Raw genomic sequence first — 14,211 nt, 5'->3', positions numbered from 1 at the left:
TGTTTGAACGAGAAAGAGGGCCGACATGGCCGAAATTTCCAGTCAGTGGTTTTACCGCATCAAGGCAGCCCAGCGCGACCTGATCGAGCGCTGCGGCACGATCGAGCGCGCCGCTTCCATCGCCTCGCTGTCCAAAAGCCAGATGGGCCGCTTCAACAATGCCGGCGATCCCGAGCTGATGCCGCTCTCGGCGGTGCTTTTGCTCGAAGCCGAGTGCGGCACGCCGCTGGTCACCAGCGTCATGGCCGAACTCAACGGCCGGCGCCTTGCCGACGCCGATGCGCCGGGTGCCGCCAACGCCACGATGATGGCGGCGCATGCCGATGTCGTCGTGCACTTCGGCGAGCTGATCGCGTCGGCCGCCATGGCTTTCGCCGACGGCAGGCTGACGCCGGCCGAGCTTGCCGGCATCGACCGGGGTGCGGCGAAACTGGAAGTCGCACTTGCCGAACTGCGCAAGGCGGCGGCCGCAGCCCGCGGCGCCGGCGGCCTCAGCCTGGTCAGCGGTGCGGCATGAGGTTCGTCAAGCAGCTGTTCCGGCACGATCCGGCCAATGGTGTCTATGGCGACTGCTACCGCACCGTCGTCGCCTGCCTGCTCGACCTCGATCATGACGATGTGCCGCATCGGCACGAGGTGCTGAGCAATGAAGAGCAGTGCGGCTCGATGGACGCCTTCCTGCGGGATAGAGGGGTCCACACGATCCGCATCGCGCTGAATGGCGGCGATGTCGACGGCGCGCTTGCCGTCGCCGCGACGCTGAGCGACGGGCTGCCCTACCTCTTCTCCGGCCAAAGCCGCAACGGCACCAATCACGTGGTGATCGCCCGCGACGATCGCATCATCCACGATCCGTCGCTTGATGACAGCGGCATCGTCGGCCCGACCGATGTTGGCCAGTTCTGGGTCGAATGGCTGGTGTTGCCCCTGAAGGGCTATCCGGTATGAGCGACTGGTCCGCCGACGACCTGCAGGCGCTGCGCGATCTGGCCGGCCAAGGCCTGTCCGCCGCACAGATTGCCGCTCGCCTGCCGGGTGATCGCAGCCGCAATGCCGTTATCGGCAAGCTGAAGCGCGGCAAAGGCAGCCATGGCGCGTTGCTTGGCCAGCCGAAGAACCAGGCGATCGGCCGGGCCACGCCCAAATCCGAGAAGCCGGTAAAGCGGAAGTATCGGCCCGTCCGGCGCGCAGTCACAGCACCATCGATCGAAGCGCCGATAGCACGGCTGTTCGAAGCCAAGCCGGTCGCGAACCTCCCGGCGACGCTGCCGATGACCTTCCTCACTGCGGTGATGGCGAATCGCTGCCTGCATTATGCCTGCGACTGGTTTGCGCCTGACGGCCCCGACATGCCGGTCTGCGGCGCCGAACGCGCTGACGTGCTGGAGACGCGCTACTGCCGCCGGCACCTGCTCAGCGAGCGCCAGCCCAGGGTGCCGGCATGAAAGGCCTCAATTACATCGAGAAGGGCGCTCAACTATCGTCCTGCGGCACCTATCGCTACCGGCTGTGGCGGGAATGGCGGCTCCACCCCGCTCCCGCCCAGTGGGACATGTGGACCGATGAACGCGGCAAGCCGGTGGTCGATGGCGCCGGCGCGCAGCTTGGCGAGCCGAAGACTTGCGTTTTCGTCATGCTCAATCCGTCGAGAGCCGATGGGAATGAGGACGATCCGACCATCAGACGATGCGTCGGGTTCGCCAAGGCCTGGGGTTACGATCGCCTCGATGTTCTCAACCTCTTCGCCTACCGGGCCACCGATCCGCGCGCGCTACTGGCGCTCAACCATGACGATGATGCCGTCGGCGAAGGCAACCGAGCCGCGTTCGACCACGTCCTGGTCAGCAACTATCCGGTCGGCACGGTCATCTGCGCATGGGGCCAGCACGGCACATTCCTTGGCCAGGACGAGACGGCCTTAGGCTGGATGGGAGACCTGCCGCGCTATTCCCTTGGGTTGACCAAGGACGGCCATCCGAAGCATCCGCTCTACCTGCCGAAAGACGCGCAGTTGGCGAGGTTCCGGCCATGACCGCGCATCCCGACTATTCCGAATTCCTCAAGGCCAAGGTGCGGCTGGCGCCGGCGCTTGGCTTCGACGTCGAGCCGGCGACAATCAACCCGCTGCTGAAGCCGATGACGCAGGCGATCGTGCCATGGGCCTGCCGCGGCGGCCGGCGCGCGCTGTTCCTGCGCTTCGGCCTGCACAAAACATCGACGCAGCTCGAGGTGATCCGGCAATGCCTAGTGCATGCCGGAGGTCACGGGCTGATCGTCGTGCCGCTTGGCGTGCGCCATGAATTCTTCCTCGAGGTCGAGAAGCGTCATCCGAACATAAGGCTGAAGTTCATCAACCGGCCCGGGCAGATGGAAGCACCGAACGAGATCGGCGCCGAGAGCGTGCTGATCCACCTGACCAATTACGAGACGATCCGCGACGGCAAGCTCGACCCCTGCCTGTTCACCGCTGCCTCGCTCGACGAGGCTGCCGTGCTGCGCGGCTTCGGCGGCACCAAGACGTTTCGCGAGTTCATGGCGACCTTTGCCGGCGACGATCGCAAGACCGGGCGCAAGCATGCCGGCGTGCGCTATCGCTTCGTCGCCACCGCCGTGCCCGACCCGAACGAATATATCGAGCTGCTCGCTTATGCCGCCTTTCTCGGCGTCATGGATGTCGGCGAGGCAAAGACCCGCTTCTTCAAGCGAGACAGCGAGAAGGCCGACGCGCTCACGCTGCATCCGCACAAGGAGGAAGAGTTCTGGCTGTGGGTCGCGAGCTGGGCGCTGTTCGTCCAGAAGCCGTCAGATCTCGGCTATTCCGACCAAGGCTACGACCTGCCGCCGCTCGATATCCGTTGGCACGAGATTCCGTCCGACCATAGCGCTGCCGGCGAAGAGCGCGACGGGCAGGGCAGGTTGTTCGCCAATTCCGCGCATGGCGTGACCGAGGCCGCGCGCGAGAAGAAGCGCAGCCTTGACGCTCGCATCGCCAAGGTCATGGAAATCCGCGCCGAGGATCCTGGCGCGCATCGCATTCTCTGGCACGATCTGGAGGCCGAGCGGCACGCGCTGGAGAAGGCGATCCCGACCGTCAAATCGGTCTGGGGCACGCTCGACGACGACACCAAGGAAAAGCGCGTCGTCGGCTTTGCCAAGGGCGAATTCGAAGAGTTGGCGACCAAGCCGGTCATCAACGGCTCCGGCTGCAATTTCCAGGACTATTGCTGGTTGGCGATCTACACCGGCATCGGCTTCAAGTTCCACGACTTCATCCAGTCGGTGTTCCGCATCCAGAGATTCGGACAGACGCATACCGTGCGCCTCGACCTGATCTACACCGAGGCCGAGCGCGAGATGCGCCGCACGCTGGAACGGCGCTGGCGCCAGTTCGAGGCGCAGTCGGAAAAGATGGCGGGGATCATCCGCCGTTTCGGCCTGGCCGAGCAGGCGATCGAGGGCGCGCTGAAGCGCTCGATGGGTGTTATCAGGCGCGAAGTGCGCGGCGAAAACTACCTGGTCGTGCACAACGACACGGTCGAGGAAACCCGGTCGATGGCTGAAAACAGCGTCGACCTGATCGTCACCTCGATCCCGTTCTCGACGCAGTACGAATACACCCCGTCCTTCAACGATTTCGGCCACACCGACGACGACGCGCATTTCTGGGCGCAGATGGACTTTTTGACGCCGCAGCTGCTGCGCGTGCTGAAGCCCGGCCGGCTCGCCGTCATCCACGTCAAGGACAGGATCGTGCCTGGCGGCGTCAACGGCTTCGGCTTCCAGACGGTCAATCCGTTCTCCGACGATTGCTGCTCGCATTTCCGCCGGCACGGCTTCGCCTTCATGTCGCGCGTCACCATCGGCACCGACGTCGTGCGCGAGAACAACGGCACCTATCGCCTCGGCTGGAGCGAGCAATGCAAGGATGGCACCCGGCAGGGCAACGGCATGCCGGAATACACGCTGACCTTCCGCAAGCCGCCGACCGATCGGTCGAACGGTTACGCCGACCATCCGGTTGCCAAGCAGAAGCCGCTGTCGTTCACCGATCACACCGAGCAGCCGGACAAGTCGCTGCCGCTGGGCGAGGGCGTGCGCACCCAGACGTTCGAACGCGCGCTGCGCAGCGTGCCCGGTACCGGCTATTCGCGCGGCCGTTGGCAGATCGACGCGCATGGCGTGCGCCGGTCGAGCGGCGACCGGCCGCTGCTGCCCGACGAGCTGCGCCGCCTGGTGAAACTCGACGCTAAGCTGATCTATCGCGGCTGGAAGAAATGGGCGGAAGAGAACGTCTACGATCACGCACTGCACGTCGAATTCGCCGAGGTGCTCGACGCCGAAGGCAGGCTGCCGCCGACCTTCATGATCGCGCCGCCGCATAGCGACCATCCCGAGATCTGGACCGACGTGGCGCGCATGCGCACGCTGAACATGCTGCAGCAGCGCAAGGGCCGCGAAATGCATCTGTGCCCGCTGCAGTTCGACATCGTCGAGAGGGCGATCGAGCAGCATTCGATGCCTGGCGAGACGGTGTTCGACCCGTTCGGCGGCATCATGACCGTGCCGTATTGCGCGCTGCGCATGGGCCGCAAGGCGGTCGCGGTCGAACTCAACCCGGATTATTTCGCCGACGGCGTCACCTATGCCGAGATCGCCGCCGGCGGCGGGCAGGGCCCAGGCCTGTTCGACCTGCTGGCGGCCGAGCAGGCCGGGGCGGAAATAGACGAGGCGGCGGAATGAACCTCGCCCCGATCTGCACGGACGCCTTCGATCCCAGCCATGTCGATTTCGACGTGTTCGCCATGTTCCTCGAGGCGCGCCGCGTCCACCGCCGCAAGACGCAGCGACGCGTCGCGAAAGAAGCCGAGGTCGAGCTTGACGCCGTGCTGCGCGCGGCACGCGGGCGCAACCCCGGCAGCTATGAGTTCTTCGCGCTTTGCGACTGGATCGGCGAGGAGCCGGCGCTCTTCCTGAAGAAGGAATTCAGGCATGGCTAGGCTCGCCACCTACGACTATCGCGGGCTGGGCCGACTGCTGCGCGCCCGGCTGGAAGATGACGGGCGCGGCTGGCGGGCATGCGCCGCCGAGATCGGCGTCTGCGCCTCCGACCTGTCGCGCATCTGCAACGGGCAGAGCGTGTCGGCGCCGAAGGCGATCGCTGTCTGCGACTGGCTGAAACTGTCGTTCCGCGCCTTCTACGACCCGCCGCAGGCACCCGAGCCGGAGCGTGAAACACAACAAATGTTTCACGGGAAGAGCACTGAAACAGAGGGGCAAGCTGATGTCGGGTGAGCCTCGCTACGTCTACTGGGTCCAGCTGGTCAACGGCTTCGGTCCGAAGTCCCGCGCGTTCGTCGTCATCTTCGAATGCCCGCTCGCGACCACGGCCGATATCGACCGTGAGCTGCGCCAGCATGGCGTCGTCAATGGCTCGCGGCTCGACACGGTCGACGACGGCAAGGGCGGGCGGCTGATCCGCGGCCGCGCCGATTTCATGTTCGGCGTCGCCGGCCTGGTCTCCATCCAATCCTATCACAAACCTTGCTGGGAGCCCGAAGCATGGCCGCTATGAATAGACCCGCACCCGGCTTTGGCAAGCCGGGCAGCATCGATCCGGCCAGGCTGATGAAGCTGCCGCTCGCCATGCAGGCCGAAGGTATCAGGCTGCTGTTCGAAATGGGCCTGACCGCGAGCCAGGTGAAGGCTCGCCTCGGCCTGTCGTCGGGGACAATCAACCAGATCCTCGACGAGGCGCGTCCGTTCACGCGCGGCGGCGATGTCAATGTCGTCGCGGAGGGGATGTGATGCTGCTCGACTTTGCCGCACCGCTTGCCCAGTTGGACTATCCGCCGCTGATCCTCGACAGCTTTGCCGGCGGCGGCGGTGCATCGACCGGCATCGAGATGGCGCTTGGCCGCTCGCCGGACCTCGCTATCAACCACAATCCGGCAGCACTTGCGCTGCATGCGGCGAACCATCCCGAGACGCTGCACCTTTCCGAGAACGTCTATAAGGTCGATCCGCTCGACCATGTCGCCGGCAAGCATATCGGGCTCGGCTGGTTCTCGCCCGACTGCAAGCACTTTTCCAAGGCCAAGGGCGGCAAGCCGGTCGAGCGCAACATTCGCGACCTCGCCTGGATCATTCCGGGCTGGGTCGAGCGCATCCAGGACAGCGGCGGCAGCATCGATGTCGTGATCCTCGAAAACGTTGAAGAGTTTCAGGATTGGGGGCCGCTGCTCGACACCGAACGAGGCCTGATGCCAGACCCGGACGGGCGCGGGCTGACCTTCCAGAAATGGTGCAAGGCGCTTCGCCGGCTTGGCGGCAGGATCGAACACCGCGAGCTGCGTGCCTGCGATTTCGGCGCGCCGACCATCCGCAAGCGCCTGTTCGTCATCGTTCGCTTTGACGGCATGCCGATCGTCTGGCCGAAGCCGACGCATGGCAAGCCGGACGATCCCGATGTCATCGCCGGGCGCAAGCAGCCTTGGCGGACGGCGGCGGAAATCATCGACTGGTCGCTGCCATGCCCGTCTATCTTCGACACTGGCGCCGAGATCATGGAAAAGCTCGGCCTGCGCGCCGTGCGGCCGCTTGCCGATGCGACCATGAGCAGGGTCGCGCGGGGCGTTGATCGCTATGTGCTGAAGGCGAAGAAGCCGTTCCTGGTCAGCGTTGCGCATGGCCATAGCGGCGGGCGCAGAGAATATCCGATCGATGATCCGTTTGGCGTCGTCACCGCCGGCGGCATCTCGCACGCGGTGGTCTCGCCGTCGGTCATTCGCTTCAACACCGGCGCGACCGGCCACGATGTGCGCGAGCCGCTGGCCACGGTCACTGCCAACAGCTTCAAGAAGCGGCCGGGCGGCGCCGCGCCACTGGGTGTCGTCGCGCCGGTTCTGTCCTATGCGCAGCAGGGCGGCGCGAACCGCAGCGTCGAGGATCCGGCGCATACGATCACTGCGAGCAAGAAAGACCAGAACGCCGTCATCGCGCCGACGCTGATCCAGATGGGTTACGGCGAGCGCGAAGGGCAGGCGCCGCGCGTGCTCGACATCGGCGCGCCTATCGGCACCGTCGTCGCCGGCGGGGTCAAGCATGCGCTGGCGGTGCCGACGCTGATCGGATGCGGCGGGCGGGCCGGGCAGAGCCGGCCACGGGGCGGCGACGAGCCGACGGCGACACAGACGGCCAAGGCCGATGTCTGCGTCACAGCAGCCTTCCTCGCCCAGCACAATAACGATGGCCGGCGCACCGGCGGCGTCAATCCGGGCAGACCGGCCGATGAACCTGTCTCGACGATCACCGCCAATCCGCAGCAGGGCGTGATTGCAGCATTCATGTCGCGCCAGTTCGGCACTTCTGTCGGGCACGACATGGGAGAGCCGACGCATACCGCGACGGCGAAGGTCAACAAGTCGATGCTCGTCGCGCCGCACCTGATGACGATGCGCAATTCTGGTAAGCCGTTCAACGGTGCCCACGAGCCGACGCATACGATCACGGCCGGCGGTGCGGGCATCGGCGTCGTCGCGCCGTTCATGCAGAAATACTACGGCACCGGCGATGGGGCCCGCGTCGATGATCCTTGCCATTCCGTAACCACGAAGGATCGATTCGGCTTTGTCGAAGGCGAGATCGGCTGGCCGCCGTTCACGGAAGAGCAAGCCGCACGCGCGCGCCAGGTTGCCGACTTCATGCGCGCGCACGGTTTTTGGGACGAGCGCGAGTTCGTGACACTCGATATCGACGGCGAGACGTTCACGATCATCGACATCGGCATGCGGATGTTGACGCCGCGCGAGCTGTTCTCGGCGCAAGGCTTCCCGCCAGACTACATCATCGACCTTGAACACAAGGGCAAGCCGTTGCCCAAGAGCGACCAGATCGCCTGCTGCGGCAACAGCGTCTCGCCGCCGATGGCGGCGGCGCTGGTCGCGGCCAATTGCGGGCATCTGGTGCGGTACCGGGAGGCGGCGGAGTGAAAGCCTTTCAGCCGACCCTCTTCGGAGGATCAAAGCGCCTGGTCTATGACGAGGCGATCGAACTCACGCTTCAGTCGCTTCAGGCTTACGGAGCCGATCATCCACATTGGGGTATCGCCTGGTCTGGGGGCAAGGACAGTAGCGCGACCCTGACGCTGATCGTGCACCTGATCGATGTTGGCCGGATTGCGGCACCAAAGACGCTTACCGTATTCTATGCCGACACGCGCCAGGAACTGCCGCCGCTGGCGATCGCGGCCGCGCGCATTATGGAGCAGCTGGCCGAGCGTGGCATTCGCTGCGAAGTCGTTTGTGCCCCGCTCGATAAGCGCTTTCTTGTCTACATCCTCGGTCGTGGTGTGCCGCCACCAAACAACAACACGTTGAGATGGTGCACGCGCCAGATCAAGATCGACCCGATGTCCGAAGCGCTGGAGGCGCGCCTCGACGAGCTTGCCGGCAACATCCTGATGATCACCGGCGTAAGGCAAGGTGAAAGCGCAATCCGAGACCAGCGGATCGCGATGTCCTGTGGCAAAGACGGCGCCGAATGCGGGCAGGGCTGGTACCAGCAGGTTCTGCCCAACGCGAAGGGCATCAGGGGCAGGCTGGCGACGCTTGCGCCGTTGCTTCACTGGCGCGTCTGCAATGTCTGGGACTGGTTGCGCATCTATGCGCCGATGCGGGAATATGGCGGCTGGGCGACAGCTGCCATTGCCGATGCCTATGGTGGCGACGAAGCCAACGAGATAAACGCCAGAACTGGCTGTGCGGGCTGTCCATTGGCCAGCAAGGACCTGGCGCTGGATACGATCGTGGCAACGCCAGCCTGGACATACCTCGCCCCACTCAAGGGCCTCAAACCGCTCTATCGCGAACTGCGGCTTCCGAAAAACCGACTGAAGAAGACGGGTCTTGAGTTTCGCAAAGACGGGTCCGCGGCGTCAAATCCGCAACGTATGGGCCCTTTGACGTTCAAAGCTCGGCTGATGGGCCTCGATCGTGTGCTCGGCATTCAAAACCAGGTGAATGAGAGCGCTCGCCAGATCGGTCGGCCGGAAATCGATCTGCTGAATGCGGAGGAAGAAGCCAGAATTCGGGAACTGATCGCCGCTGAGACTTGGCCGCAAGGATGGGAAGGCGACGAGCCGACGGCAGACACGCCAATGGGCACGGTTTTCAGGGACGGCTCTGTTCAGCCGCTTCTGTTCTGACATGAGCGAAGCGATCAAGCTGTTCATCGAAGACGCGCGCGCGGTGTCGATCGAGGAGGCCGCGAAGATCATTGGCCTCAAGTTCAAGCGGACCGGCTTCGAGCATCCGCAGCCCTGCCCGAATTGCCGTGGCACCGACACGTTCTCCTTCAACACGAGCAAGGAAAAGTGGAACTGCCGCACCGGCGGCATCGGCGGCAATGACGCCATCGGTATGGCGGCTCATTGCGAGGATCTCGACATCAAGAGCCGCGAGGGCTTCCTCGAGGCCTGCTCGATCGTGCTCGCCCGCGACATTCCGACCGAGGGCGAGCGCGAAAGCGACGAGGATCGCGCCGCGCGCAAGAAACGGCTGGAAGAACGCCGCCTGCAGAACGATGCCGACGCCGCCGCGCGGGCAGATAGCCAGGCCGACTTTCGCGAGAAGGAGCGCACCAAGGCGCGCGGCATCTATCAGGCGACCATGCTGCTTCGCGCCGATCGCCTGGCCGCCAGCATGGTCGTGGAATATCTGCACCGTCGCGGTTGCGACGCGCCGCCCGGCGTCTGGCTGCGCGCCTCGGCCGAGCAGCCATACTGGCACGGACAGGACGAACGCGGCAGCCCTGCCGTCCTCTATACCGGTGTGGCGATGGTGGCGCCCTTCGTCGGCCCTGACCTGTTGCCGATCGGCTGCCACATCACCTGGATCGACCTGAAGCAGCCGCCGAAGTTCCGGCCGCTGTTGACCGATCCCGCCACGGGTGAGGTGCTGCCGACCAAGAAGATGCGCGGCTCGAAGAAGGGCGGGCTGATCCCGATCGTCGGCGATCCAGAGGCGCAGCGCTGGGTTGGCGGCGAGGGGATCGAGAACGGCGCGGCCTTCGCCGCGTGGGAAGGATATCGCGAGGATACGTTCTATTTCGCGGCCGGTGACCTCGGCAACCTGTCTGGCCCGGCCGATCCCTCGTCGCGCTTCGCGCATCCGACGTTGAAGAAGCCTGACGCCAAGGGCGTCGCGCGGCCGGTGATGGTCGCCGGGCCTATACCGAAGCGCGACCAGGATGCCGACGACGCCATGTGGGTGGCCGATCACGTCCGCGAGCTGGTGTTGCTTTCCGACGGAGATTCCGAGCGGGTGATGACGGCTGCCGCAATGGCTCGGGCCCGTGCAAGGCATGCCCGGCCGGGGCGCATCATCCCGGTCGTCTGGCCGCGCGCCGGATATGACTTTTCACGCATGGCAGTCGAGACGGGGGAATAGTGGGCAAGAAAAAGACTGGCATGCCTGAAGAGGTGGCCACCATTCTCGACGAAGCGACGCGCCAGGCCGAAGCAGCCGGGCTGCCCCGCACCCCGCTCGATGTCGATGTGACTGTCGACGAACTGGATGATGGCGAGCCGGGCACCGGGCCGCGCCGCGGCAGCAAGGTCGATATGGAGGCGGTCAAGGCTTGTGCAGGCCTCGACCATTCCGATACCGACAACGCCGAGCGTCTGCTTGCCCACTTCGGCGAGGATCTGCTTGTGCTGGCCCAGGCGAAGGCGCGCAAGGCCGCCTATGCGGTTTGGACTGGCACGCATTGGGATATCGACACCGGCGATCCGCGCTCGCTGGCGGTGGCACAGAACCTCGGCGGGCGTATCGCGCTGGAGATCGAGTACATCGATCACACACCGGCTGAGAAGATCGCGATCGAGCGCGGCCATGAGGCGCTGAAGAAGCTGGAGCAAGAGCGTTCTCCTGGCGAGAAGAAAGTCGCCAAGATGGCGGAGGCGGCCCAAAAGAACCTCGCTGCGCGCATCAGCCGGCGCATGTCGCACGCCGTCTCCTCGAAGAACAAGGGGCGGCTCGAGGCGATGCTCGCCTGTGCAGCACCCCACGTCATGCGCGGGCCTGACGAATTCAACGCCGACCCGCTGAAGGTCGCGCTGCGCGGCCATACATTGTGCTTCCGCAAAGTGATCAAGACGGTGCGCAATCCGGCCTTCGACGATCCCGACGACAACCGCGAAAACCTGCCCGAATTCATCGTGGCGCCCGTTGCCGAACTGAAGGTGGTCAAAGGCCATCGCCGGCAGGATCTGATCACACAGGTCGTGCCGGTCGATTACGACGCAAAGGCCGACTGCCCGAAATGGCTCGCCTTCATGACGCGCATGCTGCCGCACGAAGAGGTTCGGCGCATGGTCCAGGTGGCGGCCGGGCTCGGCCTGATCGGGCTTACGGTGCAAAAGCTGTTCTTCCACTATGGCTTCGGCGCCAACGGCAAGTCGGTCTTTCTGGAGGTACTTTGCCGCCTGCTCGGCGAGGTCTCGGTCACGCTGCCGTCAGAATCGTTCACCGGCGAGGGCAAGGCCGGCGGTTCGGCCAATCCGGATATGGCGCGGCTCTATGGCCGCCGTTTCCTGCGCGTCAAGGAAATGCCGGAGGGCGAGGATCTGCGCGAGAACCTGGTCAAGGACCTGACCGGCGGCGAGCACTTTGCCGTGCGTGACCTGTTCCAAGGCTATTTCGACTTCAAGCCGATCTTCACCGGCCACATGTCCGGCAACGGCTATCCGAAGATCTCCGGCACCGACAACGGCATCTGGCGGCGCATGGCCGTCGTCCACTGGCCGGTCGTTCTCGAGGCGAGTGAGCAGCGCGAGTTCGAGGAGGTCGTTTCCGAATTCCTGCCGGAGCACCCCGGCATCCTGAACTGGCTGGTCGAGGGCGTGATGATCTTCCTGCGCGAAGGCCTCGTCGTGCCCGATGCGGTGCTGGCGAAGACGCAGGAGTATCGCGACCAGATGGACCCGACGGCCGCCTTCGTGGCGCGCTGCGTGGTGCGCGAGGAGGGCGAGCCGGTGACGGCCAAGCAGTTCTATCAGGCGTATGTCGACTTCACGGTCGACCAGGGCGGCAAGCCGGTCTCGCTGACCCGCTTCGGCCTGATCATGCAGAAGAAGTACCGGCGCGAGGATGGCCGGATCGTCCACTACCACGGCATCCGCCTCGTCGACGTGCCGCCGCCCAAGCGCGAAGGCGGGTCCGGTCAGCATGATTTCGAGGAGCATCTCCGCTCATGAAGCGTCTCCCCGTGACCCCTCGTTTGGCTTGCATTTTGGCCCGCAAACCCATGCGCGCCTTGAATTCATTGGCTTTTCCATGGCGACACTTGGCGACACTCGCGCCAGTTCGCGCTACTCGCTTCGCAGTGAATAAGACAGCGAAAACAAAGGGTTGCGACAGTCTGCACCACTTTGGCGAGGGCTATAGGTGTGAAGAGGGGTCCGGGGGAGAAAAAGTTTTATGCGTATAGGCATCGAATAACTATCGCTACTCCCGCAACGACACGTCAACGCATTGAAATCGCTAAACAAAGCTGTCGCTTCATAACTATCGCTAAACTCACGCAAACTATCGCAAACTGTCGCAAGGATAAGAAGATGAAGACCGTGACCATTGAGGAATTGCTGACCTGGGCCTTCGTCAATGAATTGCCGAAGGGCGGCGGGGTTGACGGGCTGGACAACGCTAACTCGGCCTGGCGGATGCTGGAGGCGTCGTCATGGGGCAAGATCACCAGCTTTGCCGAGCTTGGCGCGATCATCGACAGGGGAAGGGGCGATACCGAGAATTACTGGATCGAGCAGGGCGAGCCGCATGACGACGCGGTTGCGGTCGGGCGGGCGGTTGCCGGGCTGTCGCGCTGCGACGTGGCGATCCCTGCGAACTGGTATGCTCTCGCCGACTGGCCCGATACCGAAGGCATGGCCGAAGCGGCGGTCAAGAAGGCCGTCGAGCGCTACATGGTGCGCACGCCGCAGCGGCGCGCGGCCGGCATCATCAGCCTCGTCGTCGGCACGGCCATTCTCGGGCGCGAGCCGGACTTCGCGGCCGAGCCGTCCAAGACGCGTATGATGGAACGCAGCGGCAAGCCGGCCTGGTTCGTCATGAAGCGGCTGACCGACATCCATAACCAGACCTATGACCTGGAGGTTCACGGCTATGACGAGCGCAAGCAAAGGCCGGTGAAGGGCGCCTATCGTAAATACGAGTTCTCGACCGATCCGACCGGCGACATCCTCGGCCGGCTCGATTACCAGATATGGGTCGCGGCCCTGCGCCGGCTCGAGGTCGAGATCGCCATGCAGCTGACCGGGCACAGGCTGGTCTATTCGGATCGCTCGATGACGCCATGGCTTGAGGCCGACAGGCCTGGCGTCGCCATCGTCGAAAGGGCAGCAGATCGGCCCGCGAAAAAAACTGCCGTTGCTTGTTGACGTGCGGGAGAAACTTGACATACATCTGAACACGGTAAAAAAGAAATCACCCCGGCGCCCCAAGCGACCGGGGTTTTTCATTGGGAAAAGGCCGTGACCGTCGAGCTTCATGTCGATGCGTCCGATTTTGCTGATCTTGGCCGCGCCATTGCGCGCCTGCCGGAGCAGATCAAGGCCAAGGCTGCTGCCCGCGCCATGCGCCGCGTCACCGAGATGGCGCGCAGCCGCATCATCAAGCGCGATGCCGAGCGCATCGATATCCCGCCATCGCGGGTGAGGGCGGTGACCACGGCGCACTTCAACGCGGGCGGCAACACGTCCGACGTGATCGTCCGCTCCGGCTGGATACCGCTCTACAAGCTCGGCGCCACCCAGACGGCCAAGGGCGTGCGCGTGCGATTGAGAGGATCATATCGCTCCGCCTTCATCGCAGGGATGAAGAGCGGCCACACGGGTGTGTTCAGGCGACAGGGCAAGGCAAGGCTGCCCATCCGCGAACTGTTCGGACCCAACCCTGCGCACGACATCACCAACAACCCGGAGGTCTACCTCCAGGTGCTGACCGAGATCATCGAACAGAGCCTGATGCCTCGCTACCTGCACGAGGTCGAGAACCTCTTGCCCCGCTGACCCCACCCCCGGTGTAGGGACCGTACCAGCGTCTCCGACCCAGACGGGCCCGGGGGAGCCCGGGATTTTTCTAGTAGGCGCGTCGGAAAGCGGTACACGCAAGAACGTGTGATGCACGCGTGCCGCACGGG

Annotated in this window: 15 protein-coding genes; all 15 read left to right on the top strand. The window is 64.5% G+C overall.

Features of this window, described 5'->3' with window-relative positions:
• Window positions 1-25: 25 nt before the first annotated feature.
• A complete protein-coding gene (locus tag NKH33_RS07705; protein ID WP_352918780.1) occupies window positions 26-517 on the top strand; it encodes a hypothetical protein in 492 nt (163 codons plus the stop codon).
• Complete coding sequence (locus NKH33_RS07700) at window positions 514-948, top strand: hypothetical protein (RefSeq protein WP_352918778.1); 435 nt, start codon at window positions 514-516, stop codon at window positions 946-948. The genes NKH33_RS07705 and NKH33_RS07700 overlap by 4 nt, the downstream gene beginning before the upstream one ends.
• Complete coding sequence (locus NKH33_RS07695; protein WP_352918776.1) at window positions 945-1,445, top strand: GcrA family cell cycle regulator; 501 nt, start codon at window positions 945-947, stop codon at window positions 1,443-1,445. The genes NKH33_RS07700 and NKH33_RS07695 overlap by 4 nt, the downstream gene beginning before the upstream one ends.
• Complete coding sequence (locus NKH33_RS07690) at window positions 1,442-2,032, top strand: DUF1643 domain-containing protein (RefSeq protein ID WP_352918775.1); 591 nt, start codon at window positions 1,442-1,444, stop codon at window positions 2,030-2,032. The genes NKH33_RS07695 and NKH33_RS07690 overlap by 4 nt, the downstream gene beginning before the upstream one ends.
• On the top strand, window positions 2,029-4,740 hold the full coding sequence (locus NKH33_RS07685; RefSeq protein WP_352918774.1) for a DNA methyltransferase: 2,712 nt from the start codon (window positions 2,029-2,031) through the stop codon (window positions 4,738-4,740). Before NKH33_RS07690 ends, NKH33_RS07685 begins: the two co-directional genes overlap by 4 nt.
• Window positions 4,737-4,997: a hypothetical protein gene (locus NKH33_RS07680; protein WP_352918773.1), complete on the top strand. Its 261-nt coding sequence runs from the start codon at window positions 4,737-4,739 to the stop codon at window positions 4,995-4,997. The genes NKH33_RS07685 and NKH33_RS07680 overlap by 4 nt, the downstream gene beginning before the upstream one ends.
• Window positions 4,990-5,292: a hypothetical protein gene (locus NKH33_RS07675; protein ID WP_352918771.1), complete on the top strand. Its 303-nt coding sequence runs from the start codon at window positions 4,990-4,992 to the stop codon at window positions 5,290-5,292. Before NKH33_RS07680 ends, NKH33_RS07675 begins: the two co-directional genes overlap by 8 nt.
• Window positions 5,282-5,572, top strand: coding sequence for a hypothetical protein (locus NKH33_RS07670; protein ID WP_352918769.1), 291 nt, complete (start codon window positions 5,282-5,284; stop codon window positions 5,570-5,572). Before NKH33_RS07675 ends, NKH33_RS07670 begins: the two co-directional genes overlap by 11 nt.
• A complete protein-coding gene (locus NKH33_RS07665; protein ID WP_352918767.1) occupies window positions 5,560-5,805 on the top strand; it encodes a hypothetical protein in 246 nt (81 codons plus the stop codon). Before NKH33_RS07670 ends, NKH33_RS07665 begins: the two co-directional genes overlap by 13 nt.
• The gene (locus NKH33_RS07660; protein WP_352918765.1) at window positions 5,805-7,988 is read left to right on the top strand and encodes a DNA cytosine methyltransferase; all 2,184 of its coding nucleotides are present in this window, start codon (window positions 5,805-5,807) and stop codon (window positions 7,986-7,988) included. The genes NKH33_RS07665 and NKH33_RS07660 overlap by 1 nt, the downstream gene beginning before the upstream one ends.
• Window positions 7,985-9,202 (top strand): phosphoadenosine phosphosulfate reductase domain-containing protein, encoded by a 1,218-nt coding sequence (locus NKH33_RS07655; protein WP_352918763.1) that lies wholly within the window; start codon window positions 7,985-7,987, stop codon window positions 9,200-9,202. The genes NKH33_RS07660 and NKH33_RS07655 overlap by 4 nt, the downstream gene beginning before the upstream one ends.
• A gap of 1 nt (window position 9,203) precedes the next feature.
• Window positions 9,204-10,445, top strand: coding sequence for a DUF7146 domain-containing protein (locus NKH33_RS07650; protein WP_352918761.1), 1,242 nt, complete (start codon window positions 9,204-9,206; stop codon window positions 10,443-10,445).
• Between the two features lie 20 nt (window positions 10,446-10,465).
• Entirely contained in the window at window positions 10,466-12,253 is a 1,788-nt protein-coding gene (locus NKH33_RS07645) for a DNA primase family protein (protein WP_352898178.1), read from the top strand.
• A 360-nt stretch (window positions 12,254-12,613) separates the two neighbouring features.
• Entirely contained in the window at window positions 12,614-13,450 is an 837-nt protein-coding gene (locus NKH33_RS07640; protein ID WP_352918759.1) for a hypothetical protein, read from the top strand.
• A gap of 93 nt (window positions 13,451-13,543) precedes the next feature.
• Window positions 13,544-14,080 (top strand): phage tail protein, encoded by a 537-nt coding sequence (locus NKH33_RS07635; protein WP_352918758.1) that lies wholly within the window; start codon window positions 13,544-13,546, stop codon window positions 14,078-14,080.
• Window positions 14,081-14,211: the final 131 nt, after the last annotated feature.

It is taken from the genome of Mesorhizobium sp. M1182, from assembly GCF_040318335.1.
Classification (GTDB): domain Bacteria; phylum Pseudomonadota; class Alphaproteobacteria; order Rhizobiales; family Rhizobiaceae; genus Mesorhizobium.
This window is presented reverse-complemented; position numbering and strand designations above follow the sequence as displayed.

Excerpts from the sequence above, each read along its gene's own strand:
- NKH33_RS07685 (WP_352918774.1), top strand. The coding sequence starts at position 2,029 with ATGACCGCGCATCCCGACTATTCCGAATTCCTCAAGGCCAAGGTGCGG.
- NKH33_RS07665 (WP_352918767.1), top strand. The coding sequence starts at position 5,560 with ATGGCCGCTATGAATAGACCCGCACCCGGCTTTGGCAAGCCGGGCAGC.
- NKH33_RS07670 (WP_352918769.1), top strand. The coding sequence starts at position 5,282 with ATGTCGGGTGAGCCTCGCTACGTCTACTGGGTCCAGCTGGTCAACGGC.
- NKH33_RS07675 (WP_352918771.1), top strand. The coding sequence starts at position 4,990 with ATGGCTAGGCTCGCCACCTACGACTATCGCGGGCTGGGCCGACTGCTG.
- NKH33_RS07645 (WP_352898178.1), top strand. The coding sequence starts at position 10,466 with ATGCCTGAAGAGGTGGCCACCATTCTCGACGAAGCGACGCGCCAGGCC.
- NKH33_RS07660 (WP_352918765.1), top strand. The coding sequence starts at position 5,805 with ATGCTGCTCGACTTTGCCGCACCGCTTGCCCAGTTGGACTATCCGCCG.
- NKH33_RS07650 (WP_352918761.1), top strand. The coding sequence starts at position 9,204 with ATGAGCGAAGCGATCAAGCTGTTCATCGAAGACGCGCGCGCGGTGTCG.
- NKH33_RS07640 (WP_352918759.1), top strand. The coding sequence starts at position 12,614 with ATGAAGACCGTGACCATTGAGGAATTGCTGACCTGGGCCTTCGTCAAT.
- NKH33_RS07700 (WP_352918778.1), top strand. The coding sequence starts at position 514 with ATGAGGTTCGTCAAGCAGCTGTTCCGGCACGATCCGGCCAATGGTGTC.
- NKH33_RS07680 (WP_352918773.1), top strand. The coding sequence starts at position 4,737 with ATGAACCTCGCCCCGATCTGCACGGACGCCTTCGATCCCAGCCATGTC.
- NKH33_RS07695 (WP_352918776.1), top strand. The coding sequence starts at position 945 with ATGAGCGACTGGTCCGCCGACGACCTGCAGGCGCTGCGCGATCTGGCC.
- NKH33_RS07690 (WP_352918775.1), top strand. The coding sequence starts at position 1,442 with ATGAAAGGCCTCAATTACATCGAGAAGGGCGCTCAACTATCGTCCTGC.
- NKH33_RS07705 (WP_352918780.1), top strand. The coding sequence starts at position 26 with ATGGCCGAAATTTCCAGTCAGTGGTTTTACCGCATCAAGGCAGCCCAG.